The sequence below is a fragment of the Streptomyces sp. GB4-14 genome, from assembly GCF_022696125.1.
GTDB classification, from domain to species: domain Bacteria; phylum Actinomycetota; class Actinomycetes; order Streptomycetales; family Streptomycetaceae; genus Streptomyces; species Streptomyces werraensis.
In genome coordinates, this window is sequence record NZ_RZHO01000002.1 from 4,506,322 (window position 1) to 4,531,864 (window position 25,543).

The 25,543-nt window shown below is 73.6% G+C and carries 20 protein-coding genes and 1 pseudogene; 8 read left to right on the forward strand and 13 right to left on the reverse strand.

Annotated features, from left to right (window positions below):
- Window positions 1–67 precede the first annotated feature (67 nt).
- The 4 genes from ELQ39_RS21855 to ELQ39_RS21870 form a co-directional block, all read right to left on the reverse strand.
- A complete protein-coding gene (locus tag ELQ39_RS21855; RefSeq protein WP_242593540.1) occupies window positions 68–1,225 on the reverse strand; it encodes an alkaline phosphatase PhoX in 1,158 nt (385 codons plus the stop codon).
- 222 nt (window positions 1,226–1,447) lie between these two features.
- Window positions 1,448–1,801, reverse strand: a complete 354-nt coding sequence (nirD, locus tag ELQ39_RS21860) for a nitrite reductase small subunit NirD (RefSeq protein WP_242593542.1) — start codon at window positions 1,799–1,801, stop codon at window positions 1,448–1,450.
- Complete coding sequence (gene nirB / locus ELQ39_RS21865) at window positions 1,798–4,398, reverse strand: nitrite reductase large subunit NirB (RefSeq protein WP_242593544.1); 2,601 nt, start codon at window positions 4,396–4,398, stop codon at window positions 1,798–1,800. The genes nirD and nirB overlap by 4 nt, the downstream gene beginning before the upstream one ends.
- Window positions 4,398–5,615: an NAD(P)/FAD-dependent oxidoreductase gene (locus ELQ39_RS21870; RefSeq protein ID WP_242593546.1), complete on the reverse strand. Its 1,218-nt coding sequence runs from the start codon at window positions 5,613–5,615 to the stop codon at window positions 4,398–4,400. The genes nirB and ELQ39_RS21870 overlap by 1 nt, the downstream gene beginning before the upstream one ends.
- Before the next feature lie 193 nt (window positions 5,616–5,808).
- Here ELQ39_RS21870 and ELQ39_RS21875 point away from each other — a divergent pair, with 193 nt between their 5' ends.
- Window positions 5,809–6,591 carry a sulfite exporter TauE/SafE family protein gene (locus ELQ39_RS21875; protein WP_242593548.1) on the forward strand — a complete coding sequence of 261 codons (783 nt, stop codon included), beginning with the start codon at window positions 5,809–5,811 and terminating at the stop codon, window positions 6,589–6,591.
- A 226-nt stretch (window positions 6,592–6,817) separates the two neighbouring features.
- Window positions 6,818–7,042, forward strand: coding sequence for a hypothetical protein (locus ELQ39_RS21880; RefSeq protein ID WP_190000529.1), 225 nt, complete (start codon window positions 6,818–6,820; stop codon window positions 7,040–7,042).
- Window positions 7,043–7,049: 7 nt separating this feature from the next.
- Here ELQ39_RS21880 and ELQ39_RS21885 read toward each other — a convergent pair whose 3' ends face one another.
- The 3 genes from ELQ39_RS21885 to ELQ39_RS21895 form a co-directional block, all read right to left on the reverse strand.
- Window positions 7,050–7,697 (reverse strand): class F sortase, encoded by a 648-nt coding sequence (locus ELQ39_RS21885; protein ID WP_242593550.1) that lies wholly within the window; start codon window positions 7,695–7,697, stop codon window positions 7,050–7,052.
- A gap of 114 nt (window positions 7,698–7,811) precedes the next feature.
- A complete protein-coding gene (locus tag ELQ39_RS21890) occupies window positions 7,812–8,357 on the reverse strand; it encodes a hypothetical protein (RefSeq protein ID WP_190000527.1) in 546 nt (181 codons plus the stop codon).
- 316 nt (window positions 8,358–8,673) lie between these two features.
- Window positions 8,674–9,087: a gamma-glutamylcyclotransferase family protein gene (locus ELQ39_RS21895; protein WP_190000526.1), complete on the reverse strand. Its 414-nt coding sequence runs from the start codon at window positions 9,085–9,087 to the stop codon at window positions 8,674–8,676.
- 199 nt (window positions 9,088–9,286) lie between these two features.
- Between ELQ39_RS21895 and ELQ39_RS21900 the strand changes: the two genes are divergently transcribed.
- Entirely contained in the window at window positions 9,287–10,933 is a 1,647-nt protein-coding gene (locus ELQ39_RS21900; protein WP_242593552.1) for a M4 family metallopeptidase, read from the forward strand.
- Between the two features lie 28 nt (window positions 10,934–10,961).
- Here the strand turns inward: ELQ39_RS21900 and ELQ39_RS21905 are convergent, their stop codons facing one another.
- The 4 genes and pseudogenes from ELQ39_RS21905 to ELQ39_RS21920 all read right to left on the reverse strand — a co-directional run bounded on the left by ELQ39_RS21905 (window position 10,962) and on the right by ELQ39_RS21920 (window position 14,574).
- A complete protein-coding gene (locus ELQ39_RS21905) occupies window positions 10,962–13,073 on the reverse strand; it encodes a molybdopterin oxidoreductase family protein (RefSeq protein WP_242593554.1) in 2,112 nt (703 codons plus the stop codon).
- A 112-nt stretch (window positions 13,074–13,185) separates the two neighbouring features.
- Window positions 13,186–13,588, reverse strand: a pseudogene (locus ELQ39_RS21910) (DNA-binding protein).
- Entirely contained in the window at window positions 13,585–13,833 is a 249-nt protein-coding gene (locus ELQ39_RS21915) for a hypothetical protein (protein WP_242593556.1), read from the reverse strand. The pseudogene ELQ39_RS21910 and the gene ELQ39_RS21915 overlap by 4 nt, the downstream one beginning before the upstream one ends.
- Before the next feature lie 36 nt (window positions 13,834–13,869).
- Window positions 13,870–14,574 carry a SanA/YdcF family protein gene (locus ELQ39_RS21920; RefSeq protein ID WP_190000523.1) on the reverse strand — a complete coding sequence of 235 codons (705 nt, stop codon included), beginning with the start codon at window positions 14,572–14,574 and terminating at the stop codon, window positions 13,870–13,872.
- Between the two features lie 200 nt (window positions 14,575–14,774).
- Here ELQ39_RS21920 and ELQ39_RS21925 point away from each other — a divergent pair, with 200 nt between their 5' ends.
- From ELQ39_RS21925 to ELQ39_RS21945, 5 genes are all read left to right on the forward strand, one after another.
- Entirely contained in the window at window positions 14,775–15,575 is an 801-nt protein-coding gene (locus ELQ39_RS21925) for a sirohydrochlorin chelatase (RefSeq protein ID WP_242593558.1), read from the forward strand.
- Between the two features lie 49 nt (window positions 15,576–15,624).
- Complete coding sequence (locus ELQ39_RS21930; RefSeq protein WP_190000521.1) at window positions 15,625–16,932, forward strand: deoxyguanosinetriphosphate triphosphohydrolase; 1,308 nt, start codon at window positions 15,625–15,627, stop codon at window positions 16,930–16,932.
- Between the two features lie 100 nt (window positions 16,933–17,032).
- The gene (locus ELQ39_RS21935) at window positions 17,033–18,298 is read left to right on the forward strand and encodes an NAD(P)/FAD-dependent oxidoreductase (RefSeq protein ID WP_190000520.1); all 1,266 of its coding nucleotides are present in this window, start codon (window positions 17,033–17,035) and stop codon (window positions 18,296–18,298) included.
- 148 nt (window positions 18,299–18,446) lie between these two features.
- Window positions 18,447–20,357, forward strand: a complete 1,911-nt coding sequence (gene dnaG, locus ELQ39_RS21940) for a DNA primase (protein WP_242593559.1) — start codon at window positions 18,447–18,449, stop codon at window positions 20,355–20,357.
- Between the two features lie 141 nt (window positions 20,358–20,498).
- Complete coding sequence (locus tag ELQ39_RS21945) at window positions 20,499–21,773, forward strand: RNA polymerase sigma factor (protein ID WP_190000518.1); 1,275 nt, start codon at window positions 20,499–20,501, stop codon at window positions 21,771–21,773.
- 40 nt (window positions 21,774–21,813) lie between these two features.
- Here ELQ39_RS21945 and ELQ39_RS21950 read toward each other — a convergent pair whose 3' ends face one another.
- A complete protein-coding gene (locus tag ELQ39_RS21950; RefSeq protein WP_242593560.1) occupies window positions 21,814–23,742 on the reverse strand; it encodes an ABC transporter ATP-binding protein in 1,929 nt (642 codons plus the stop codon).
- Window positions 23,742–25,475: an ABC transporter ATP-binding protein gene (locus ELQ39_RS21955; RefSeq protein WP_225629188.1), complete on the reverse strand. Its 1,734-nt coding sequence runs from the start codon at window positions 25,473–25,475 to the stop codon at window positions 23,742–23,744. The genes ELQ39_RS21950 and ELQ39_RS21955 overlap by 1 nt, the downstream gene beginning before the upstream one ends.
- Between the last annotated feature and the right edge of the window lie 68 nt (window positions 25,476–25,543).

The window sequence follows — 25,543 nt, forward strand, 5'->3', positions numbered from 1 at the left end:
GAATATGAAGGACCCGTGACGGGAACGTGACGTGACCGGGAGGTAGCTGTCCGCCACCTCCCGCGCGTCACGCCCGGAAGGGACCCTTCACCTCGTACGTGATGCCGCCCGACGAACTCCCGCTCGTACCGCGCTGACTGGAGAAGTACAGGCGGGTGCCGTCCGGGGAGAAGGCCGGGCCGGTGATCTCGGAGCCCGACTGACCGCTGACGCGCAGGAACGGGGCCACCACGTCGTCGGGCGTGATGACGCAGATCTCCATGTTCCCGCCGTCCTCGGCGACGAAGAGGTCGCCGGAGGAGGAGCCGGTGACGTTGTCGACCCCGGTCAGCGGGGCCGTGCCGCCGGTCACCAGCGAGTCGTCGTAGGCGAGTTCGACGGTCTGGGCGGCCGCGTCGTACCGCCAGACCCGGTTGTCGCCCTTGGTGGTGAACCAGCAGGTGTCGTTCGCGTAGTGGCAGCCTTCGCCGCCGTTGAAGCGCTTGGCTCCGGAGACCTGGTTGCGGGTGGCGGTGGCGCCGGACGGGTCCGGGACCCGCGCCCAGCTCACCTGGCCGCTGGTGCCGCTGCCGCCGACCAGCACCTCCAGTGTGCCGGAGGACAGGTCGCCCCAGGTCGTGGGCCTGAAACGGTAGAAGCAGCCGTCCGAGACGTCCTCGGTCAGGTAGATCACCCCGCGCACCGGGTCGGCTGCCGCCGCCTCGTGCTTGAAGCGCCCCATGGCGTCACGGCGGACGGCCGCCTTCACACCCCACGGGTCGGTCTCGTAGACGTACCCCCGGTCCACCTCCTCGCAGGACAGCCAGGTGTTCCACGGGGTCTTCCCGCCCGCGCAGTTCTGCCGGGTGCCGGACAGGACGCGGTACGCGCCCGTGATGGCGCCGGTGGCCGAGAACTTCACCGCGCTCGCGCCGCCCGACGGGTTGATCTCCGAGTTGGAGACGTAGATCCAGCCGCTTCCGTCGGCGTAACAGGCCCCGCCGTCCGGGGCGTTGTGCCAGGTGTACGACGTGCTCCCGACCCGCTGCCCGGAGCGGGCGATCACCCGGCTGGTGAATCCCGCCGGGAGTGCGATCCCGTTGGCGTCCGCCGTCCCGAGCGGCCCGTACGGGCCGGTGCCGGGCTGGGCGGGGGCGGCGTACGCGGCACCGCGCCACAGGGTCCCGCCGAGTACGGCGGAGCCGCCGCCGAGGGCGGTCGCACGAAGGAAGGTACGACGTTCCACTGTCACTCCAGGTGGCCGTTACCGCCCCGCCGCCGGCCGGCGACGGGGGCGTGCGAGCAGCGAACCTACGGGAATGACATGGACGCTTCATGACCGGCGGCGTACGGGCGGGTGGCCGTCCCGCGGGCAGGCGCGCACCGGGCCGGCGGCCCCGCGTCCCACATCGGCACCGCCACCGGGAGCCCGGGGCCGCGGCGGCCCGGACCCGACAGTCCCGGCCGCTCAGGCCGCCTCGACCTCGTACGTCGTCACACGGACCGCGTCGTCGTCCAGGCAGCGGCCCGTCTCCAGGTCGAAGCGCTGCTTCAGAAGCGGCGAGGCGACGAACGGGCGGCCCCGGTGGGTGCCGGTCAGGCCGCGGGAGAGGACCGCCGCGCCCGTGAACGGGTCACGGTTGTCGAGGGCGTACAGGCGGCCCGCGCGGTCGGTGAAGACGGCGGCCTGCCGGCCGTCGGGCAGCAGGGCGGCCACGCCCCGTCCCGGGGTCAGCCGGTCGAGGCCGCAGACCTCGAACCAGTCGTCCGCCAGGCGGAGTCGTACGGTCAGGCCGGTGGTCGTCTCGAGTGCCAGGGTCATCGCTGTGCGGTTCCTTCCAGGACGTCGTCGGCGGGACGCAGGCCGATGCTCAGCAGGGGCAGGTCGGGCTTGATCTGGTCGCGTTCGGGGACGAAGGCGACCACCGGGTCGGGGGTGTCCGGGGCGTTGACGAAGGACACGAACCGGGCCAGCTTCTCCGGGTCGTTGATCGTCTCGGCCCACTCGTCGCGGTAGTGCGCCACGTGCGCGGCCATCAGCGACTCCAGTTCGTCGCAGATGCCCAGGGAGTCGTGCACCACCACGTCCCGTACGTGGTCCAGGCCGCCGGGGACGCGCTCCAGCCAGGTGGAGGTGCGCTCCAGCCGGTCGGCGGTGCGGATGTAGAACATCAGGAACCGGTCGATCAGGCGGATCAGTTCGGCGTCGGAGAGGTCCTGCGCCAGCAGGTCGGCGTGGCGCGGGGTGGCGCCGCCGTTGCCGCCGACGTACAGGTTCCAGCCGGCCGCGGTGGCGATGACGCCGAAGTCCTTCGACCGGGCCTCCGCGCACTCGCGCTGGCAGCCGGAGACCGCCGACTTCAGCTTGTGCGGGGACCTGAGCCCCCGGTAGCGCAGTTCCAGGTCGATCGCCATCCGCACCGAGTCCTGCACGCCGTAGCGGCACCAGGTCTGCCCCACGCAGGACTTCACCGTGCGCAGCGACTTGCCGTACGCGTGCCCGGACTCGAAGCCCGCGTCGACCAGCCGGGCCCAGATCAGCGGCAGCTGCTCCACGCGCGCGCCGAACATGTCGATCCGCTGGCCGCCGGTGATCTTCGTGTAGAGGCCGAAGTCGCGGGCGATCTCCCCGATCACGATCAGCTTCTCGGGGGCGATCTCCCCGCCGGGGATGCGCGGCACCACCGAGTACGAGCCGTTCTTCTGCAGATTGGCGAGGAAGTGGTCGTTGGTGTCCTGCAGGGCCGCCTGCTCGCCGTCGAGCACATAGGTGCTCGCGCCGATCGTGGGCGCCAGGGAGGCGATGATCGACCCGACCGCGGGCTTGCACACCTCGCAGCCGTCGCCGCCGCGCGCCTCCTCCCGGCCGTGGCGGTCGAGCAGCTCGCGGTGGGAGGCGATGCGCAGGGCGAGGACGATCTCGTACAGCTCCTCGCGGGTCTGGGAGAAGCAGCCGCACAGGCCCTTGTCGACCTCGACGCCGTTGGCCTCCAGCTCGGCGTCCAGGAGCTGGCCCAGCACCTTGACGCAACTGCCGCAGCCCGTACCGGCCTTGGTGCACTTCTTCACCTCGGGCACGGTGGTGCAGCTGTGCTCGGTGACCGCGCCGCGGATCGTGCCCTTGGTGACGTTGTGGCAGGAGCAGACGACCGCGTCGTCGGGCAGTGCGGACGGGCCGAGCGCGGCCGGGGCCCCGGCGCCGGCGGGCAGCACCAGCGACTCCGGCGCGACCGGCGGCACCGAGCCGGTGAACGCGCGCAGCGTGCCGTACGCCTCCGCGTCGCCGACCAGGATGCCGCCGAGCAGCGTGCCGTCCTTGCCGATCACCAGCTTCTTGTACAGGCCCGCGCGGCAGTCGGAGTAGACGACGTCCAGGCAGTCCTCGGCGGTGCCGTGCGCGTCGCCGAAGGACGCCACGTCCACGCCGAGCAGCTTCAGCTTGGTGGACAGGTCGGCGCCGGTGAAGGCGGCCTCGTCCTCGGCGATGGTCGCGGCGGCCGTCTCCGCCTGCTCGTAGCCGGGCGCGACCAGGCCGTACACCCGGCCGTCGGCGGCCAGCGCGCACTCGCCGATCGCGAACACGCGCGGGTCGGTGACCGTGCGGCACTGCTCGTCGACGGTGATGCCGCCGCGCTCGCCGACCGCCAGGCCGCAGTCGCGGGCCAGCTGGTCGCGGGGGCGGACGCCGGCGGAGAACACCACCATGTCGGTGGCGAGTTCGGAGCCGTCGGACAGCTTCATGCCGGTGACGGCGCCGGAGTCGCCGACCACGATCTCCTGGGTGCCGACGCCCGTGTGGACGCTCAGCCCCATCTCCTCGATGGTGCGCAGCAGCGCCGCGCCGCCGCCCTCGTCGACCTGCACCGGCATCAGCCGCGGTGCGAACTCCACGATGTGCGAGGTGAGCCCGAGCCCTTTGAGCGCGCCGGCCGCCTCCAGGCCGAGCAGACCGCCGCCGACCACCGCGCCCGTCTTCGCCCTGCTCCTCGCGTACTCCTCGATGGCGAGCAGGTCTTCGATCGTGCGGTAGACGAAACAGCCCTCGGCGTCCTTGTTCGGCACCGGCGGCACGAACGGGTAGGAGCCGGTCGCCAGGACGAGGACGTCGTAGCCGACGACCGTCCCCGAGCGGGCGGTCACCGTGCGCGCCTCGCGGTCGATGTGCTCGGCCGGGTCGCCGACGTGCAGCTCGATGCCGTGGTCCGCGACGAACGTCGGATCCGTCAGCGACAGGTCCTCGGGCGTCCGCCCGGAGAAGTACGAGGTGAGCTGCACACGGTCGTAGGCCGGACGCGGCTCCTCGCACAGCACGACCACGCGGTGCGTGGCGGTCAGGCCGCGCTCGGCGAGCGCCTCCAGGAAGCGCTGGCCGACCATGCCGTGGCCGACGAGCACGATGGTCGAGGTGTCCGTGGGCATCAGGAGCCTCCGTCGTTGGTGAGCAGATGGAGCAGGGGCCCGCCGTCGGACGGGAGCGGCTCTGCTCCCTCCCAGGCGCGCGCGAGGGCGCCGACGGTGCCGAGTTCGCCGACCAGCACCCCGCCGACCAGGCGGTCGTCGCGGACCACGACCTTGCGGTACGTGCCGCGGGTGGCGTCGGCGAGCTGCACCACGTCGTCGCCCGGCAGCACCTCGGTCTCGCCGAACGCGGCCAGGTCGAAGGGGCTGTCCGGGCCGGTCAGGGTGAGCCGGGTGAGCGAGCGGGTGCCGGTGTAGCGGGCGGCGGTGTCCCCGGCGAGCAGCGCGGCGAGCGCGTCGGCCTGTTCCAGGGCCGGGGCGGCCAGTCCGTAGACGGTGCCGGCGTGCTGGACGCAGTCGCCGACCGCGTGGATGTACGGGTCGGAGGTGCGCAGCTCGTCGTCGACGACGACGCCCTTGGCCACGTCGAGCCCGGCGGTCTGGGCGAGGGACACCCTCGGGTGCACCCCGCAGGCCAGCACGACCAGGTCGGCGTCCAGGGCGTAGCCGTCGGCCATCTCCACCGAGCGGACCGCGCCGCCGACGCAGCGCACGTCGCGCACCCGGCACTCGGTGTGCACCTCCACGCCGAGCCCGGTCAGATGGCGCCGGACCAGCGCGGAGGCGGCCGGGTCGAGCTGGCGCTCCATCAGCCGCTCCGACTGCTGGGCGAGGACCACCTGCGCGCCGCGCACGGCCAGCGCGCGGGCCGCGGACACGCCGAGCAGCCCGCCGCCGATCACCACGGCCCGCACGCCCGGCCGCACCTCGGCGGACAGGCCCAGGCAGTCGTCCAGGGTGCGGAACGCGTGCACGCCCCGGGGCAGCTCGTGGTCCTCGGTGAACAGGCCGCGCAGCGGCGGCAGGACGGGGTTGGAGCCGGTGGCCAGCACCAGCCGCCCGTAGGCGATCTCCGTGCCGTCCGCGCAGACGGCGGTCCGCCGGTCCCGGTCGATTCCGGCGACCCGGGCCCGGACCAGTTCCGCGGGGGCGGGCAGGGCGATCACCTCGGGCCGGTAGCGCCCGGCGAGCACCTCGGCGAGGAGCACCCGGTTGTACGGCGGGTGCTCCTCCTCGCCGATCAGCGTCACGGGCGTGCCCAGCTCGCCGAGCCGCCGGGCGAGACGTACGCCCGCGAGGCCGGAGCCGATCACCACCACACGCTCGTTCGAGGTCATGTCCTGAGCGTGCGGGGCGGGTGTTACCCGGTGGCATCCCTTCTGTTTCCCGCGCGGAACGCTGCCCTCAGCGGTCACGGGCGCGGCATGTGAGGCTTCCGGAGGCGGTCGCGGGGCGGGTGTGAGGAGGCCAACCTCAACAAACGCTCATCTTGATGGACGCAACATCTACCGCCTTCATAGGCTCACCGCCATGCCCGACATATCCCTGACCACCGTCGTCCTGCTCTGCGTGGCCGCCCTCGCCGCCGGCTGGATCGACGCCGTGGTGGGCGGCGGAGGGCTGCTGCTCCTGCCCGCCCTGCTGCTCGGCCTGCCCGCCGGGACCCCCGCCGCGCACGCGCTGGGCACCAACAAGGCGGTCGCGATCGTAGGCACCACGGGCGCGGCGGTGACGTACGCCCGCAAGGCGCCGGTGGACGTGCGGACCGCGGTGCGGATCGGGCTCGCCGCCCTCGCCGGGTCGTCGGGCGGGGCGTTCCTCGCGGCCGGGATGAGCACCGAGGTGCTCAAGCCGGTGATCATGGTGGTGCTGCTGGCGGTGGCCGCCTTCGTCATCCTGCGGCCCGCCTTCGGCACCGCGCCCGCGACGGGTCCGGCGACCCGCCGGCAGATCCTCGCGGCGATCGGCCTGGCCGGCCTCGGCATCGGCTTCTACGACGGCCTGATCGGCCCCGGCACCGGCACGTTCCTCGTCCTGGCGCTCACCGCCCTGCTCCACCTGGACCTGGTCACCGCCTCCGCCACCGCCAAGATCGTCAACTGCTGCACCAACGCGGGCGCGCTCGCCACCTTCGCCTGGCAGGGCGCGGTGCTGTGGCAACTGGCGGTGGTGATGGCGGTCTTCAACCTGGCGGGCGGCACGCTGGGCGCCCGCACCGCCCTGAAGCGCGGCAGCGGCTTCGTCCGCGTGGTCCTGCTGACGGTGGTGTTCGCGCTGGTGGCGAACATGGCGTACGAGCAGTGGCTGGCGTAGGCCTGGGCGCGGGGGCGTCCGGTGGGGATACTGGGCCGGACATGATCACCTCGAGAGAGGCACGGCCATCACCGGAACCACGGTCACCGCACCGCTGAGAGCCGTTCTCGCCGCCGCGGTCGTCTGCGCGGCTGCCTCCGCCTGCGGAACGAGCCCCGAGCCCGACAGGAGGGCGCTGCCCTCCGCGTCCGCCGCGGACTCCGCCGCCCGGCCCGTCACCGCCGTGATGCCCGACGTCACCGGCGGCAACGCGCTCCGGGCACAGGAGCAGATGGACGGCACGCAGGTCCGCTTCGAGGACGCCACGGGGAAGGACCGCGAGGTGGTGGACCCACAGGCGTGGCGCGTCTGCGGCAGCAGGCCCGGGGCGAACCAGCGGATCACGTCGTACCCGGTCACTCTCCTGGTGGCCCCGACGACCGAGTCCTGCCCGGACGGGGCGTCGGGCTGAGGGAGGCTCACCGCGTCCCCGTCAGATGGGCGTACACCACCACGTTGCCCCGGTAGCCCGTCGTGGGGGAGTAGCCGGCGCCGCAGGTGATGACGCGGAGTTCCGGACGGGGGGCCGCGCCGTAGACCTTCTCGTCGGGGAAGCGGCGGGCGTCGTACGCCTCGACCGCGTCCACCGTGAACACGGCGACCGTGCCGTCGTGCCGGGCGATCTCGATGGTGCTGCCCTTGCGCAGGGCGCCGAGGGAGTAGAAGACGGCCGGGCCGTCCTCGTTGTCGACGTGGCCCGCGACGATCGCGGTGCCCCGCTCGCCGGGCGTGGTGCCGGCCTCGTACCAGCCGGCCAGGTCCGGGCGGTCCGCGGGCGGCACGTCCAGGGAGCCGGCCGGGGTGAGCCCCAGGCCCGTCAGGGGCGCGTCCACGCCGATCGCCGGGATGCGCACCCGGTCGGGCGGCGACGGCGGCAGCGCGGGCGCCGCGGACCGCGCCGGGCCGTGCCCGTCGAGTTCCGAGTGCGCCTGCGCGGCGGACGGCTGCGGCGGGGCGTCGCCCCCGCCGTCCCGCAGCAGCACGGCCCCCGCGCACAGGGCGCACACCGTGACGGCGGCTATCGCCACGTTGCCGGGACTCCCGGTGCGGCGGAACCTGCGGCGCATGGGGTGACCTCACCTCGAGTGGGCCCCGTGCCCCCCTCCGGGCCGCGAGGGGCGTCGGACCCGGAGGGGGAGGGGACTTGCGGTACCAGTGGGACGGGCAGCGGAGGATGCCCGTCAGATCCCGTCGCCTCTCGCCCGGCGATGCAGGAGCCAGGTACCGCCCGCGGCGGCGACGGCGAGGGCCGTCACGCCTGCCGCGGTCTGTGCGGGGTCGGGGCCCAGCGCGCCACCGACCCCCGTCTTCACGCTTCCTCGGGGTACCACCTGTTCCGCGTCGGGCGTCAGCGTCACCACGAGGTCCCCGGTCACCCGGCGCCCGCTCCCGGCGCACGTGACGACGATCTCGTACGTCCCCGGCTGCGCGCTCGGCGGCACCTGGAACTGCCCGATCGCCTCCCCGTCGTGCGTGCTCGGCGCCAGCGTGAACCGGCCCGCGCCGACGGCGGAGGCGTCGCCCGCCGCCGTGCCCTCCTCGCCGCACGCTGCGGTGTTCGCCGAGACCTGCGCGCCCGGGGCGACGGACGACGGATACATCCGCAGACCGGCGGTCGACGGACCGGGGGCCTCCCCGGCGTACGCGGGGGAGGCGAGAAGCCCCGCGGCGGCCACGGCGAGTGCGGCGCCGGTCGTGCCGGTCAGCAGCCGGGCGGTACGTCGCATGGATGCTCCCTCGAGCTCACGGAGGTGACCCGGCCCGCGGCACCCCCATGTGCCGCCGTCGACCGCGTCCCTGCCCCTCCGAGGTAAGACCCCCGGGGCCGTCACCGCTCCCTGAGAGGGCGTCAGGGCGGCGGCTGAACGGGTGTCAGGCGGTCGGTGACCACCGCGGACGACGGTGTGTTCCAGCAGGTCAACGCCGTGACACCGGGCGGTCGGGCGGCGTACGGGCGGATTGGGCCGGGCGGGGCGGCGAAGGGCTGACCGGGCGAGGGCGCGCCCGCCCCGGTGCGCGTCCGAGGGCGCGTCCGCGCGCGCCTCACCCCACCCCTCGCCAGTCCCCGCCCTCCACCCGCGTCCCCCGCGCCCGCAGCCGGGCCTCGACCGCCGGGGCGGCGACGTACACCCACGCCCGGACCGCCGCGCCGTCCGTCTCCCGCACCACCGGCCGCTCCACCCGGTCGTAGAGGTTGCGCGGGTCGCCCGGGACGTACTCCTCCAGGCGGTCGAGCCGCGTCAGCAGTTCCTCGTACGCCTCCGGCCGGGCGGTGACCAGTTCGCCCCGCACCTCGCCCTCCGGGGCCTCGACGGCGTACGGGTAACCGGGCCCCTCGTACAGCACCGCGCCCCGCAGCCGGGCCGGTTCCTCGTGCGCCGTGCGGCCGCGCAGGAAGCGGTCGTGGTTGATCTCGCCGGGGCGGAGGGTGCCGTAGACGAAGAAGGGGAGGTTCACTCGCTTCACCTGCGCGGACGGTCGGCGGAGCCCCTCTGCACGGAAGTGCCACCGGAGCCTTGCGGGAACGATTCTCTCCCCTCACACACCCCCACATTTGCGCTATGGACATGACACTCGGGCCGCCACTTGAATCGCGGGCACCACCCGCGCCGCCCCGTTCCCCGCCCGCGTCGGGGCGCCCGTTCCAGGAGACCGCTTGAGCCCGATACGGCCTGCCCGACGTCCCCGTCCCGCCGCCGCGGGAGCCGCCGTCACCGGCGCCGCCCTGCTGGCCGCCGCCCTCACCCCCGCCACCGCGGGAGCAACCGACCGCCCCACCCGCGCCGCCGCGGCCGAGGCCGCCGCCTCCGTCCTCGCCGACCGCGCCGCGGCCCTCGGCCTCACCGCCGCCCAGGACACGAAGGTCCGCGACGTCGTCGTCGACGCCGACGGCGGCCGCCACGTCCGCTACGACCGCACCTACCGCGGACTCCCCGTGCTGGGCGGGGACTTCGTGCTGCACCTCACCCCCGACGGGTCCTACCGCGACGTCACGCGCGCCACCCGCGCCGCGATCGACCTGCCCACCGTCTCCCCGCGCCTCGCCGCGCCCCGCGCCGCCGACCTCGCCGCGAACCAACTGCGCGCCGCGCACCTCGGCGAGACCCTGAACCGGCTCACCGCCCGCCCGCAGCTGGTGGTCGACGCCCTGCACGGCGCCCCCCGCCTCGCCTGGCGCACCGACGCCGCCGCCCAGGACTCCGCCGGCAACCCGGTCGCCCGCACCGTCCTCACCGACGCGCACACCGGCGCCCGCATCGACGCCTGGGACCGCCTGGAGAGCGTCTCCGGCGACGGCAGGTCCCTGTACGGCGGCACGGTCCCGCTGGAGACCACGCGGACCGCGTCCGGCTACGAGCTGAAGGACCCGACCCGCGGCGGCACCTACACCGGCGACGCGGGCAACCGCACCGACCTGTGCGTCCTCGTCGTCTGCGTGATCCGCGCCCCCGCCCCCGTCGTCACCGACACCGACAACCACTGGGGCACCGGCACCGTCGCCGACCGCGCCACGGTCGCCGTGGACGCCCAGTACGGCACGAACGTCACCTGGGACTACTACGAGGACACGCACGGCCGCCGGGGCATAGCCGGCGACGGCAAGGGCTCGTACAACCGCGTGCACTACGGCAACGCCTACAACAACGCCTTCTGGGACGACCGCTGCTTCTGCATGACCTACGGCGACGGCGACGGCACCCGGATGGGCCCGCTGGTCTCCCTGGACGTCGCCGGGCACGAGATGACCCACGGCGTGACCTCGAAGACCGCCGGGCTGACCTACTCCGGCGAGTCCGGCGGCCTGAACGAGGCCACCTCCGACATCTTCGGCACCCTGGTGGAGTTCCACGCGGCCAACCCGCAGGACCCGGGCGACTGGCTGATCGGTGAGGAGGTCGTCCGCGACGGCTTCGGGAAGGACGCCCTGCGCTACATGGACCGCCCCTCCAAGGACGGTTCCTCGGCGGACTGCTGGGACGAGACGGTCAAGGACCTCGACGTCCACCACTCCTCCGGCGTCGCCAACCACTTCGCCTACCTGCTCGCCGAGGGCAGCGGCGCGAAGACCCTGGGCGGCACCGCCCACAACTCCCCGACCTGCGACGGCTCGACGGTCACCGGCATCGGCCGTGCCAAGCTCGGCACGATCTGGTACCGGGCACTCACGGTCCACATGACCTCGTCGACCGACTACGCCGGCGCCCGCACCGCCACCCTGAAGGCGGCGGCGGACCTCTACGGCGAGGGCGGCGCCGAGCACCAGGCGGTCGCGGCCGCCTGGAGCGCGGTGGGCGTGGGCTGACCCGCCCCCTGTTCCGGAGGCGGTGCGCTCACGGGCGTACCGCCTCCAGGCGTACCGCGCACGCCTTGAACTCCGGCATGCGGGAGGTCGGGTCGAGAGCGGGGTTGGTGAGGGTGTTGGCGCGGCCCTCCCCGGCCCAGTGGAACGGCATGAACACCGTGTCCGGGCGGATCGACGCGGTGATCCGGGCCGGGGCCACCGCCCGGCCGCGCCGCGACACCACGGCCACCGGCTCGCCCTCGGCGGCGCCGATCCGCCGCGCGAGCCGCGGGTGCAGCTCCACGAACGGGCCGGGCGCGGCGGCGTTCAGCTCGTCCACGCGCCGCGTCTGGGCGCCGGACTGGTACTGCGCCACGACCCGCCCGGTGGTGAGGAGCACCGGGTACTCCTCGTCGGGCTCCTCCGCGACCGCCCGGTGCGACACCGGCACGAACCGCGCCCGGCCGTCCTCGGTGGCGAACCGGTCGAGGAAGAGGCGGGGGGTGCCGGGGTGGACGGTCTCCGCGGCGGACGTGCCGGTGGAGGGGCAGGGCCAGAACACCCCGTTCTCCTCGGCGAGCCGCCGGTAGGTGATCCCCGAGTAGTCCGCCGGGCCGCCCTCGCTCGCCCGCCGCAGCTCCTCGAACACCTCCTCGGGGTCCGTCGGGAAGCGCTTCTCCGGGCTGCCCTCGCCGCCCAGCCGTGCCGCGAGCTCGTGCAGCACCTCCAGGTCGCTGCGGACACCCGGGGGAGGGGTGATCGCGCGGCGGCGCAGCAGCACCCTGCCCTCCAGGTTGGTGGTGGTCCCCGTCTCCTCCGCCCACTGCGTCACCGGCAGGACGACGTCGGCGAGCCGGGCCGTCTCCGACAGCACCACGTCGCACACCGCGAGGAAGTCCAGGGAGCGGATGCGCTCCTCGACGTGCGCGGCGCGCGGCGCCGACACCACCGGGTTGGAGCCCATCAGCAGCAGGGCGCGGATGTCCGTGCCCAGCGCGTCCAGCAGCTCGTAGGCGCTGCGGCCCGGTCCCGGCAGGCTGTCCGGGTCGACGCCCCACACCTGCGCCACATGCGCCCGCGCGGCCGGGTCGGTCAGCTTGCGGTAGCCGGGCAACTGATCGGCCTTCTGGCCGTGTTCGCGCCCGCCCTGCCCGTTGCCCTGCCCGGTCAGACAGCCGTACCCGGACAGCGGGCGGCCCGGCCGGCCGGTCGCCAGGGCCAGGTTGATCCAGGCGCTCACCGTGTCGGTGCCCTTGGCCTGCTGCTCGGGCCCGCGCGCGGTGAGCACCATCGCGTTCTCCGGCTCGCAGAACAGCCGTACGGCTTCCCGCAGATGCGGCACGGGCACGCCGGTGATGCGCTCCACGTACTCGGGCCAGTGCGCCATCGCCGCGGCCCGGGTGTCCTCCCAGCCGGCCGTGCGCTCCCGGATGTACTCCTCGTCGGTGCGCCCCTCGGCGACGACCAGGTGCAGCAGGCCCAGGGCCAGCGCGAGGTCCGTGCCGGGGCGCGGCGCCAGGTGCAGGTCGGCCTGTTCGGCGGTGCGCGTGCGGCGCGGGTCGACGACGATCAGGGTGCCGCCGTTCTCCTTCAGCTCGGTGAAGTAGCGCAGCGCCGGGGGCATGGTCTCGGCCGGGTTGGAGCCGACGAGGATCACGCAGCCGGTCCTCGGAATGTCCTCCAGCGGGAACGGCAGCCCCCGGTCGAGACCGAACGCCCTGCCTCCCGCGGCGGCGGCCGACGACATGCAGAAGCGGCCGTTGTAGTCGATCTGCGAGGTGCCCAGCACCACCCGCGCGAACTTCCCCAGGGAGTACGCCTTCTCGTTGGTGAGCCCGCCCCCGCCGAACACCCCGACCGCGTCCGCGCCGTGGTCCGCGCGGGCGCCGCCGATCCCCTCGGCGATCCGGTCCAGCGCCTCCTCCCAGGAGGCCGGCTCCAGCGTGCCCGCCGCCGACCTGACCAGCGGCGAGGTCAGCCGCACGGCCGGCGACAGCACGGCCGGCGCGGTCCGCCCCTTCCCGCACAGCGCCCCCCGGTTCACCGGGAAGTCCGCGCGCTCGCTCACCTCGACGGTCCGCCCGTCGGCGGCCGGCGTCAGGTTCATGCCGCACTGCAGCGCGCAGTAGGGGCAGTGCGTGGACGTCACGGTGTTTCGCATACGGCCCAGGCTGCGGTGCCGGTGTTACGCACCACGCTGGCCGCGGTTACACCCCGGACACGACGACCTCTCTGCCGCCGGGCGACCCCGGTGAGGCACCGCCGCGCCTGCCTCAGATGCCGACGAGCCGGACACGGTCCCCGCACAGCCGCGCCATGGCGTCGATGTCGGAGGTCAGTACGACCACGGGGCCCGGCTGGCGCAGCGCCATCTCGGCCACCGTCGCGTCGATCGCGTACTCGTGCCCGTGCAGGCCGGCCGCTTCGAGCAGCTCCGCAGCCGCTCCCGCCGCCTGCTCGGTCACCGGCTCGACCCTGACGCGGGACAGCGCCCACCGCATCCGGGCGGTGTTCACCCGTGCGTGACTCACCTCGACGATGGTGTTGGCTCCGACGACGAAGTCGGCTCCCGCCGAGTGGAACACCTGGAACATCGCGGCGATCTTGCGGTCCTGCGCGATCACAGGCGGAGAGCCCTTCGGCGTCCAGGACGACCGTCTCGACGTGCCCGCTCACCCCGCGCTCGCCGAGCCGCCGGCCTCGGTGTCGTCGAAGATCCGGGAGCGGGCCTCCGCCAGTTCCTCCTCGGTGAAGGCGCCGTGCTCCTCCTGATGACGCAGGAGATCCGCCCGGAGCAACTGGTGCCGCAGCTGACGAGCCACGGCTTCGGCGACATAGCCGGAGACGTTGTCGGTGAGCTTCTTCAGCTCGGCGACCTGCTCCGTCGGGAGGGTCACCGTGGTGCGCGTCGTATCCGCCATGGGTGAATGCATACTCCGGTATGCGCGCCGGAGCTGTCAGTCCGGCGTGCCGGAACCCTCGGCGTCCGCCAAGGCCCTGCGCACCCCCGGCTCCTCCGGCCCCAGGAAGCGGGGGTCCGGGCGGAACGCCGCGTCCAGGGCCGCCTTGCCCGCCGCGAGGACCTCGCGGGCGCCCCCGTAGTACCAGGTGACGTCGTGGCGGTCGTCCACGCCGACGCCGTACGACGCGACGCCCGCCGCCTCGCACAGGGCCACCGCGCGGCGGATGTGGAAGCCCTGGCTGATCAGCACCGCCCGGTCCACCCCGAAGATCTTCCGGGCGCGGACACACGAGTCCCAGGTGTCGAAGCCCGCGTAGTCGCTGACGATCCGTGTGTCCGGCACCCCGTGGCGGGTCAGGTAGGCGCGCATCGCGTCCGGCTCGTCGTAGTCCTTCCGGCTGTTGTCACCGGTGACCAGCACCACCCGGATCCGCCCCGCGCGGTACAGCTCCGCCGCCGCGTCCAGCCGGTGCGCCAGGTACGGCGACGGCTCCCCGTCCCACAGCCCCGCGCCGAACACCACGGCCACCTCGGTGCGCGGCACGTCGGCGACGGTGCGCAGCCGGTCGCCCGTGCTCAGCCGCAGCCAGGTCGCCGGCAGCAGCGCCAGCACGCACACCGCCACCGCGGCCTGCACCAGCCGCCGCTGTCCCGCACGGGTGCGCGGCAGGCGCGGGCGGCGGACGGTGATACGGCGCATGGGACAGCCTCCCCCGGGTCGGTCCTGGACCCGGTAGGACGCCGGGCCGGGGCCTGCGGTTCGCGCCCTGTGACCGGCCTCACGCGCCGGCGGGGAGGGCAGGCCGCCTCACACCGCCCCCGGGCCCCGCGTGAACACCCCGCAAACACCCGTGACCCCGGCGCAACGGCAGGGCAACCTCGTCCGGTCACGCTCGCTGCATGACGGCGTACTCGATGCACCCCGGCGCCCGGCCCCGCCCGGCCGTCCCGCCCCCCGCCCTCGTCGTGGTGGCCCACGGCAGCCGCGACCCGCGCGCCCTGGCCACCGCGCTGCGGCTGCTGGAGCGGGTCCGCGCGCTGCGGCCCGGCCTGCCGGTGCACCTGGGGCACATCGAGCTGAACGCCCCGCTGCTCCCCCACACCCTCGACGAGCTGGCCGCGTCCCGCGCCGGCTCGGCCGTGCTCGTCCCGCTGCTGTTCGGCCGCGGCCACCATGTCACCCGGGACATCCCCGACGCCGCCGCCGAGGCGTCGCTGCCCACCCGCGTCGCCGACCCGCTCGGCGCGCACCCCCTCCTCGTCGACGCCCTGCACGCACGGCTCGCCGAGGCCGGCTGGCAGCCGCCCCGGGACGCGGGTGAGCGCCGCCGCAGCGCCGTGGTGCTGGCCGCCGCCGGGTCCCGCGCCCCCGCCTCCCGTGCCGACACCGAACGCATCGCCGCCCTGCTCGCCGCCCGGCTCGGCGTGCCCGTCGTCCCCGCCTACGCCTCCGCCGCCGCACCCACCGTGCCCGAGGCGGTCCGCGCCCTCGCCGCCCGCGGGCGTACCCGGGTCGCCGTCGCCTCCTGCTTCACCGCGCCCGGCCGGTTCGCCGCCGAGTGCGCGGACGCGGCGCCCGGCACCGTCGCCGACCCGCTCGGCACCCACCCCGCGATGGCCCGCCTGCTCCTCCACCGCTACGACCAGGCGCTGCGGCCCGGGGCCCCGGTCGCCGGGCCGGCCGCCCTGGCGACGGCCTGACACGGCCACCGGTGTCCGGGATGTCACCGGCCGGGGCTACTGTCGGGTCATGGAAGGCATCACGACCGGCACGACCGACCCGTCCGCACACCACCTCCCGCCCGCCGGGTACGACCCGTCGGCCGTCGAGCGCTGGGCCGCCGAGCCCGACAAGCGGCCCGGCCGCACCGCCTTCCAGCGCGACCGGGCCCGCGTGCTGCACTCCGCCGCCCTGCGCCGCCTCGCCGGCAAGACGCAGGTCGTCACCCCCGGCGAGCAGAGCCAGGTGTGGGACGCCAGCCCCCGCACCCGCCTCACCCACTCCCTGGAATGCGCCCAGGTCGGCCGGGAGCTGGGCGCCGCCCTCGGCTGCGACCCCGACCTGGTGGAGGCCGCCTGCCTCTCCCACGACCTCGGCCACCCGCCCTTCGGGCACAACGGCGAGCAGGCGCTGAACGAGTTCGCCCGCGACTGCGGCGGCTTCGAGGGCAACGCCCAGTCGCTGCGGCTGCTCACCCGCATCGAGCCCAAGCGGTTCACCCCCGACGGCTCCGTCGGCCTCAACCTCACCCGGGCCACCCTCGACGCGGCCACCAAGTACCCCTGGCCGCGCGGCGCCCACCCCACCGACCCGGCCTCCGTGAAGTTCGGCGTCTACGACGACGACCGCCCGGTCTTCGAATGGCTCCGCAAGGACGCCCCCGGCACCCGCACCTGCTTCGAGGCGCAGGTCATGGACTGGGCGGACGACGTGGCGTACTCGGTGCACGACGTGGAGGACGGCCTGCACGCGGGCCACATCGACCCCAACTGCCTGCACGCCGACCCGGAGCGGGACGCGGTCTTCGCGGTCGCCGTCGGCCGGTACGTCCCGGCGGACACCGACCCCGCCGAGCTGGCCGAGGCCCTCGACCGGCTGCTCGCCCAGGAGTGGTGGCCGCACGGCTACGACGGCACCGCCGTCGCGCAGGCCCGCCTCAAGGACGCCACCAGCCAGCTGATCGGCCGCTTCTGTCTCGCCGCCGAGGGCGCCACCCGGCAGGCCTGGGGCGGCGGCCGCCTCACCCGGTACGCGGCCGAGCTGGTCGTGCCGCGCTCCACCCGCATGGAGTGCGCGGTCCTCAAGGCCGTCGCCGACCGGTACGTCATGCAGCGCGCCGAGCAGGAGCGGCTCCGCGCCGACCAGCGCGTCGTCGTGCTGGAGCTGGCGGAGGCGCTGACCGCCCGCGCGCCCGAGGGGCTGGACCCGCAGTTCCGGACGCTGTTCGACCGGGCGCCGGACGACCGCGCCCGCAAGCGGGTCGTCGTGGACCAGATCGCCTCCCTGACGGACGCCTCGGCCCGCTCGCTGCACGCCCGGCTCACAGCCCGGACGTGAGACGGGCGTGAGACGGGTGGCCTGATCGGGTCACTCCCCCTTCCCGCAGCCTTCCGCTTGCGGGAGGCTCGCTGGTGGCAACGCTTGAAGGAGGCATCACGTGGTCGACGCGGATCAGACTTTCGTCATCGTGGGAGGCGGCCTGGCCGGCGCCAAGGCGGCCGAGACGCTGAGAGCGGAGGGTTTCACTGGCCGCGTGATACTGATCTGCGACGAACGCGACCACCCCTACGAGCGTCCGCCGCTGTCCAAGGGCTACCTCCTCGGCTCGGCGGAGCGCGACAGCGTCTTCGTGCACGAGCCCGCCTGGTACGCGCAGCACGACGTGGAGCTGCACCTGGGGGCGACCGTCGCCGCGGTCGACCGTGCGGCGAAGACCGTCCGCTTCGGCGAGGACGGCACCACCGTCCGCTACGACAAGCTGCTGCTCGCCACCGGAGCGGAGCCCCGCCGGCTCGACATTCCGGGCACCGACCTCGTCGGAGTCCACCACCTGCGCCGCCTCGCGCACTCCGAGCGCCTCAAGGGCGTCCTCACCTCCCTCGGCCGGGACAACGGCCACCTCGTGATCGCCGGCGCGGGCTGGATCGGCCTGGAGATCGCGGCGGCCGCCCGGCACTACGGCGCGGAGGTCACCGTCGTCCACCGGGGGCCGGCCCCGCTGCACTCGGTGCTCGGCCCCGAACTCGGGGCGCTCTTCGCCGAGCTGCACCGCGAGCACGGCGTGCGGTTCCACTTCGGCGCCTCGCTCACCGAGATCACCGGCCAGGACGGGATGGTCCTCGCCGCCCGCACCGACGACGGCGAGGAGCACCCGGCGCACGCCGTGCTCGCGGCGATCGGCGCGGCCCCGCGCACCGCCCTCGCGGAGGCGGCGGGCCTGGAGCTGGCGGACCCCGCGTCCGGCGGGGGCGTCCTCGTCGACGAGCGGCTGCGCACGTCCGACCCGGACGTCTACGCGGCCGGCGACGTCGCGTCCTTCCCGCACGCGCTGTTCTCCACCCGGCTGCGGGTCGAGCACTGGGCCAACGCGCTGAACGGCGGCCCGGCGGCGGCGCGCTCCATGCTCGGCCGGGACGAGATCTACGACCGCGTCCCGTACTTCTTCACCGACCAGTACGACCTGGGCATGGAGTACTCGGGGTGGGCGCCGCCCGGGTCCTACGACCAGGTGGTCGTCCGGGGCGACGCGGGCAAACGGGAGTTCATCGCGTTCTGGGTGCGCGAGGGGAGGGTGCTGGCCGGGATGAACGTGAACGTGTGGGATGTCACGGATCCCATCCAGGCGCTGATCCGCTCCCGCGAGCCGGTGGACATGGACGCGCTGGCGGATCCGCATGTGCCGTTGGAGAGTCTGGTCGCCTAGGGGCGCCCCGGGGGCTGTTCCGTCGCGGGTGCGGGCTCGTCGTGGCTGGTCGCGCCCACGCGGCGGAGCCGCACATGGCACAGCCTCGCGCCCCTCGGGGGGCGCCGGGGCGGCCGGGGATGTCACGGGGGCCCCGTAGAATTCACGCGTGGCCGGGAGGATCAACGACGAGGACGTGAAGGCGGTTCGGGACGCGGTCCCGATCGACGCCGTGGTGTCCGAGTACCTCCAGCTGCGGAACGCGGGCGGCGGCAACCTCAAGGGCCTCTGTCCGTTCCACGACGAGAAGTCGCCGTCCTTCCAGGTCAGCCCGGGCAAGGGACTCTTCCACTGCTTCGGCTGCCAGGAGGGCGGCGACACCATCACGTTCGTGATGAAGATCGACCACCTCACCTTCTCGGAGGCGGTCGAGCGGCTGGCCGGACAGGCCGGCATCACCCTGCGCTACGAGGAGGGCGGGTACAACCCGTCCCACCAGCGCGGGGAGCGCATCCGCCTGGTCGAGGCGCACAAGCTGGCCGCCGAGTGGTACGCGGAACAGCTCGCGACCAGCCCCGAGGCGGAGACCGGCCGGGTCTTCCTCGCCGAGCGCGGCTTCGACCAGGCCGCCGCCGTGCACTTCGGCGTCGGCTACAGCCCGCAGGGCTGGGACCACCTCACCCGCTTCCTGCGCGGCAAGGGCTTCAGCGACAAGGAGCTGGTGCTCTCCGGTCTCGCCCAGGAGGGCCGCCGCGGACCCATCGACCGGTTCCGCGGCCGGCTGATGTGGCCCATCCGCGACATCGGCGGGGACGTCGTCGGCTTCGGCGCCCGCAAGCTCTACGACGCGGACAACGGCCCGAAGTACCTCAACACGCCCGACACGGCGATCTACCGGAAGTCGCAGGTCCTCTACGGCATCGACCTGGCGAAGAAGGACATCGCCAAGTCCTCCCGCGCGGTCGTCGTCGAGGGCTACACCGATGTCATGGCCTGCCACCTCGCGGGCGTCACCACGGCCATCGCCACCTGCGGCACCGCCTTCGGCACCGACCACATCAAGATCCTGCGCCGCCTGCTGATGGACAACGGCTCGGCACGTGTGATCTTCACCTTCGACGGCGACGCGGCCGGGCAGAAGGCCGCCCTGCGCGCCTTCGAGGACGACCAGAAGTTCGCCGCCGAGACGTACATCGCCATCGCCCCCGACGGCATGGACCCCTGCGACCTGCGCCTCGCCAAGGGCGACGAGGCGGTCGCCGACCTGGTCCAGCCGCGCACCCCGCTGTTCGAGTTCGCGCTCCGCCAGATCGTCGGCCGCTACGACCTGGACACCCCCGCCGGACGCGCCGCCGCCCTGGACGAGGCCGCTCCCGTCGTCGCCCGGATCAAGAACAGCGGCGCCCAGCACGAGGTCGCCGTCCAGCTCGCCGGGATGCTCGGCATCCTCGACACGCAGTTCGTCGTCAAGCGGGTCGCCCAGCTCGCCCGCTGGGCCCGCGACCGCGGCGGCAAGGGCCCGGCCCCGGAGCGTGGCCGTCCCGCCGGCGGCCCCCAGCAGTACGCCGCGGCCCCGGCCGCCCCGCGCGGCCCCGCCCTGAACCTCCGCAACCCGGTCTTCGCCACCGAGCGTGAGCTGCTCAAGCTCGCCCTCCAGCGCCCGGAGCTGGTCTCCCCGGCCTTCGACGCGTACGGCGTGGACGAGTTCACCGCCCCGCCCTACGCGGCCGTGCGCCAGGCGATCCTGGACGCGGGCGGCGCCGAGTACGGCGTCCAGGACCCGCAGGAATACCTGATCCGCGTCCGCGACGCGGCACCCGACGACACGGTCCGCGCCATGGTCACGGAGCTGGCGGTCGAGGCGATCATGCGCCGGGCGGTCGACGAGGTGTACGCGGGCGAGGTGCTGGTCCGGGTGCGGCGCCGCGCGGTCGAGCGCCGTGTCCGCGAGGTCAACGGCAAGCTGGCCCGCCTGTCGCACCACGCCGACCAGGCCGAACTGTCCGCCGTGCAGAACGAGTTGTGGGTCCTCCAACAGTACGACCAGGCCTTGCGCGAACACGGCGCGGCAGCCCTGTAGTCAGCGGTCCCTCCGCGAACACACCCGTTTCCCGCGGGGGGTGCTGAGGCTTCCGGATGACCGCGCGGTGACCGGCCGGACGCAAAAAGTCATCGCACGCCCCTCGTGGGGACGATGTGTCGTACCCCACACTGGGGGGCGGTGCCTGAGTCCTCGGAGCGCGGCCGGCCCGTCGGTGACGGGTCGCACACCCCCGCGGTTCCGCTCATCGCGTACGGGACGGACAGCGGCGAGGCCGTCGACTCCGCCCCTGAAGTACCGCTGCCCCACCCCCAGGCAGCGATCATCCTGGAGGTCGCCCCCGTGCAGACCCAGACCCTCACCCAGACCGACACGGACGTCGCCGGAGCAGCGCCGGACGCGGATCTGCTGGTGGCGATGCCCGCGCGGAGCCTCGTCGGGCAGCGCCCCGGGACCGGTCCCGAGGAGCCCGTCGAGGCCGGGCCGCCGGACGTCGTGGAGCCGGCCGAGCCCGTCGACCCGCGGGTGCGGCCCGAGACCGGCGGTCCCTCCTCCGACCTGTTCCGCCAGTACCTGCGGGAGATCGGCCGCATCCCGCTGCTCACCGCCGCCGAGGAGGTGGAGCTCGCCCGCCGGGTCGAGGCCGGGCTGTTCGCCGAGGAGAAGCTGCGGCTCACCCCCGACCTGGACAGCCGGCTCGCCCACGACCTGGACCGGCTCGTCGTCATGGGCCGCATGGCCAAGCGCCGGCTGATCGAGGCGAACCTGCGGCTCGTGGTGTCCGTGGCCAAGCGGTACGTGGGACGCGGGCTGACCATGCTCGACCTGGTGCAGGAAGGCAACCTCGGGCTGATCCGCGCCGTCGAGAAGTTCGACTACGCCCGCGGCTTCAAATTCTCCACGTACGCGACCTGGTGGATCCGGCAGGCCATGTCCCGGGCGCTCGCCGACCAGGCCCGCACCATCCGTGTGCCGGTGCATGTCGTGGAGCTGATCAACCGCGTGGTGCGCGTGCAGCGGCGGATGCTCCAGGAGCGCGGCTACGAGCCGACCCCGCAGGAGGTCGCCGCCCATCTGGACCTGCCGCCCGAGCGGGTCGGCGAGGTGCTGCGGCTGGCCCAGGAGCCGGTGTCGCTGCACGCGCCCGTGGGCGAGGAGGACGACGTCGCGCTCGGCGACCTCATCGAGGACGGCGACGCCGCCAGCCCCGTGGAGTCGGCGGCGTTCCTGCTGCTGCGGCAGCACCTGGAGGCGGTGCTGTCCACGCTGGGGGAGCGCGAGCGCAAGGTGGTGCAGCTGCGCTACGGCCTGGTCGACGGACGGCCCCGCACGCTGGAGGAGATCGGCCGCATCTTCGGGGTGACCCGCGAGCGGATACGGCAGATCGAGTCCAAGACCCTCGGCAAGCTCCGCGACCACGCCTACGCCGACCAACTGCGCGGCTACCTCGACTAGCCGGCGGGGTGCCGGAGGAACACCTCCGGCACCCCGGGGCTCAGTCGACCTCCGCGACGGCCTGCGCGAACTGGGCTTTGTACAGCCGGGCGTACGCCCCGTCCGCCGCCAGCAGCTTGTCGTGCGCGCCCTGTTCGACGATCGCGCCGTTCTCCATGACGAGGATGGTGTCCGCGTCGCGGATCGTGGACAGCCGGTGCGCGATGACGAACGACGTACGGCCGTGCGCGAGCCGGGCCATCGCCTTCTGGATCAGCACCTCCGTCCGCGTGTCCACGGAGCTCGTCGCCTCGTCCAGCACCAGGATGACCGGGTCCGACAGGAACGCCCGCGCGATGGTGATGAGCTGTTTCTCGCCCGCGCTGACCCCGCTGCCCTCGTCGTCGATGACGGTGTCGTACCCGTCGGGCAGGGTGCGGACGAACCGGTCGGCGTGCGCCGCACGGGCCGCCTCCTCGATCTCCTCCCGGGTCACCTCGCGCGACGCGCCGTACGCGATGTTCTCCGCGATGGTGCCGCCGAACAGCCAGGTGTCCTGGAGCACCATGCCGATCCCGGCGCGCAGTTCGTCCCGCGTCATCCGCGCGATGTCCACCCCGTCCAGGGTGATCCGCCCGCCGGACACCTCGTAGAACCGCATCAGCAGATTGACCAGCGTGGTCTTGCCGGCGCCGGTCGGGCCGACGATGGCGACCGTGCGGCCCGGCTCGACCGTCAGCGACAGGTCCTCGATCAGCGGCTTGTCCGGGTCGTAGCGGAACGACACGTGCTCCAGCTCCACCCGCCCGCGCAGCTCCTCGGGACGTTCGGCGGGCGACGGGTCGGACTCCTGCTCCTGCGCGTCGAGCACCTCGAAGACCCGCTCCGCGGAGGCCACGCCCGACTGCACCAGGTTCGCCATCGACGCGACCTGCGTCAGCGGCATCGAGAACTGCCGCGAGTACTGGATGAACGCCTGTACGTCCCCGATGGACAGCGACCCGGACGCCACCCGCAGACCGCCGACGACCGCGACCAGCACGTAGTTGAGGTTCGACACGAACATCATCAGCGGCTGCATGACACCGCTGTTGAACTGCGCCCGGAACCCGGCCTTGTACAGCGCCTCGTTCTCCTCGGCGAACTTCCGCGCCGACTCCTCCTGCCGCCCGAACACCTTCACCAGGGCGTGCCCGGTGTACATCTCCTCGACGTGCGCGTTGAGCGTGCCGGTGGAGCGCCACTGCTGCACGAAGTGCGGCTGCGACCGCTTGCCGACCCGGGTGGCGACCACGAACGACAGCGGCACCGTCACGAGCGCGACGAGCGCCAGGATCCACGAGACGTAGAACATCATCGCCAGCACGCCGATGATGGTCAGCAGCGAGTTGATCAGCTGGCCCATCGACTGCTGCAGCGTCTGTCCGATGTTGTCGATGTCGTTGGTGGCCCGGCTCAGCACCTCACCGCGCTGCCGCTTGTCGAAGTACGACAGCGGCAGCCGCGACAGCTTCGTCTGCACGTCCTCGCGCATCCGGAACATGGTGTGGTTCACGGCCCGGTTCACCAGCCGCGTCGCCACCGCCATCAGCAGCCCCGCCACGCCGAACACCGCCAGCGCCAGCAGCAGGACGTGCCCCACCGCGGTGAAGTCGATGCCCTGCCCCGGTGTGAAGTCGGTGGAGCGGAGCATGTCGGCGACCTGGTCGTCGCCGCGCTCCCGCATCGACTCCAGCACCTGCTCCTTGGTGGCGCCCTCCGGCATGTCACGGCCCACGATGCCCGCGAACACCAGGTCGGTGGCTTGTCCCAGGATCTTCGGCCCGACCACGCTGAGCCCCACGCTGATCACCACACAGGCCAGCAGCCCGTACATGGTGAGGCGTTCCGGTCCGAAGCGGCCGAGCAGCCGCTTCCCGGACCCCTTGAAGTCGATCGACCGCTGGCCGGGTGCGACCCCCGCCGCCATCCGGCCCCCTGGCCCCGCCATCAGGCCGCCTCCGCTTCCGTCAGCTGGGAGAGCACGATCTCCCGGTAGGTCTCGTTGTCCGCCATCAGCTCGTGGTGCCGGCCGGTGCCGACCACCCGGCCCTCGTCCAGCACCACGATCCGGTCGGCGTCCCGGATGGTCGCCACCCGCTGGGCGACGATCACCACCGTCGCCTCGGCCGTCTCCCGCGCGAGCGCCGCGCGCAGGGCCGCGTCGGTGGCGTAGTCGAGCGCGGAGAAGGAGTCGTCGAAGAGGTAGATCTCCGGGCGCTGCACCAGCGTCCGCGCGATGGCCAGGCGCTGGCGCTGACCGCCGGAGACGTTCGTCCCGCCCTGCGCGACCGGCGCGTCGAGCCCGCCCTCCAGCCGCTCCACGAAGTCCTTGCCCTGCGCCACCTCCAGCGCGTGCCACAGCTCCTCGTCCGTGGCGTCCGGATTGCCGTAGCGCAGATTGGTCGCCACCGTGCCCGCGAACAGGTACGGCTTCTGCGGCACGAGCCCGACGGTCCGCGCGAGCAGCGCCGGGTCGACGTCCGCCACCGGCACCCCGTCGACCAGCACCTCGCCCTCGGTCGCGTCGAACAGCCGCGGCACCAGCCCCAGCAGCGTGGACTTGCCGCTGCCGGTGGAGCCGATCACGGCGGTGACCTCGCCGGGCCGCGCCACCAGATCGACCGCCCGCAGCACCGGCTCCTCGGCGCCCGGGTAGCGGAAGCCCGCACCCCGGATCTCCAGATGCCCGTGCCGGCGCAGCTCGGTGACGGGCGCGACGGGCGGCACCACGCTCGAGGAGGTGTCCAGCACCTCCTGGACGCGCTCGGCGCACACCTCGGCGCGCGGCACCATCATGAACATGAAGGTGGCCATCATCACGGACATGACGATCTGCATCAGGTAGGCGAGGAACGCCGTCAGGTCGCCGATCTGCATCCCGCCGCTGTCGATGCGGTGCGCGCCGAACCACACCACCGCGATCGACGACAGGTTCACCACCGTCATGACCACCGGGAACATCAGCGCGAGCAGATTGCCGGTGCGCAGCGACACATCGGTCAGCTCGGTGTTGGACCCGTGGAACCGCCGCTGCTCGTACGAGTCCCGTACGAACGCCCGGATGACCCGGTTGCCGGTGATCTGCTCGCGCAGCACCCGGTTCACCGTGTCCAGCCGCTCCTGCATGGTGCGGAACAGCGGTCGCAGCCGGCGCACGATCAGCGTCACGCAGACGCCCAGCACCGGCACCACCGCGACCAGCACCCCGGACAGCGGCACGTCGAGACCGAGCGCCAGCACCACACCGCCCACGCACATGATCGGCGCCGACACCATCAGGGTGAACGTCATCAGGGCGAGCATCTGGATCTGCTGGACGTCGTTCGTCGTCCGTGTGATCAGCGACGGGGCGCCGAAGTGGCCCACCTCCCGGGCGGAGAAGGACTGCACCCGGTCGAACACCGCGGCGCGCAGGTCCCGCCCCAGGGCCGCCGCGGTCCGGGCCCCGTAGTACACGGCGCCGACGTTGCAGACGACCTGCGCCAGCGAGATGCCGATCATCAGACCGCCGTGGCCCAGGATGTAACCCGTGTCACCTTGGACGACACCGCTGTCGATGATGTCCGCGTTCAGCGTGGGCAGGTAGAGCGTGGCGCAGGTCTGCAGGAACTGCAGGGCCACCAGAAGGGCGATGGGTCTTGTGTAGGGCCGTAGGCGGTCACGTAGAAGTCGTATGAGCACGCTGCATCTCTCGGAGTGGAGGAAGGGGCCGATCGGTTGCCCGTGGCCCCTATCGTCGAACACTCCAC

Excerpts from the sequence above, each read along its gene's own strand:
- nirD (WP_242593542.1), bottom strand. The coding sequence starts at position 1,801 with ATGACCCTGGCACTCGAGACGACCACCGGCCTGACCGTACGACTCCGC.
- nirB (WP_242593544.1), bottom strand. The coding sequence starts at position 4,398 with ATGCCCACGGACACCTCGACCATCGTGCTCGTCGGCCACGGCATGGTC.
- ELQ39_RS21870 (WP_242593546.1), bottom strand. The coding sequence starts at position 5,615 with ATGACCTCGAACGAGCGTGTGGTGGTGATCGGCTCCGGCCTCGCGGGC.
- ELQ39_RS21875 (WP_242593548.1), top strand. The coding sequence starts at position 5,809 with ATGCCCGACATATCCCTGACCACCGTCGTCCTGCTCTGCGTGGCCGCC.
- ELQ39_RS21880 (WP_190000529.1), top strand. The coding sequence starts at position 6,818 with ATGCCCGACGTCACCGGCGGCAACGCGCTCCGGGCACAGGAGCAGATG.
- ELQ39_RS21885 (WP_242593550.1), bottom strand. The coding sequence starts at position 7,697 with ATGCGCCGCAGGTTCCGCCGCACCGGGAGTCCCGGCAACGTGGCGATA.
- ELQ39_RS21890 (WP_190000527.1), bottom strand. The coding sequence starts at position 8,357 with ATGCGACGTACCGCCCGGCTGCTGACCGGCACGACCGGCGCCGCACTC.
- ELQ39_RS21905 (WP_242593554.1), bottom strand. The coding sequence starts at position 13,073 with ATGCGAAACACCGTGACGTCCACGCACTGCCCCTACTGCGCGCTGCAG.
- ELQ39_RS21915 (WP_242593556.1), bottom strand. The coding sequence starts at position 13,833 with ATGGCGGATACGACGCGCACCACGGTGACCCTCCCGACGGAGCAGGTC.
- ELQ39_RS21920 (WP_190000523.1), bottom strand. The coding sequence starts at position 14,574 with ATGCGCCGTATCACCGTCCGCCGCCCGCGCCTGCCGCGCACCCGTGCG.
- ELQ39_RS21925 (WP_242593558.1), top strand. The coding sequence starts at position 14,775 with ATGACGGCGTACTCGATGCACCCCGGCGCCCGGCCCCGCCCGGCCGTC.
- ELQ39_RS21930 (WP_190000521.1), top strand. The coding sequence starts at position 15,625 with ATGGAAGGCATCACGACCGGCACGACCGACCCGTCCGCACACCACCTC.
- ELQ39_RS21950 (WP_242593560.1), bottom strand. The coding sequence starts at position 23,742 with ATGGCGGGGCCAGGGGGCCGGATGGCGGCGGGGGTCGCACCCGGCCAG.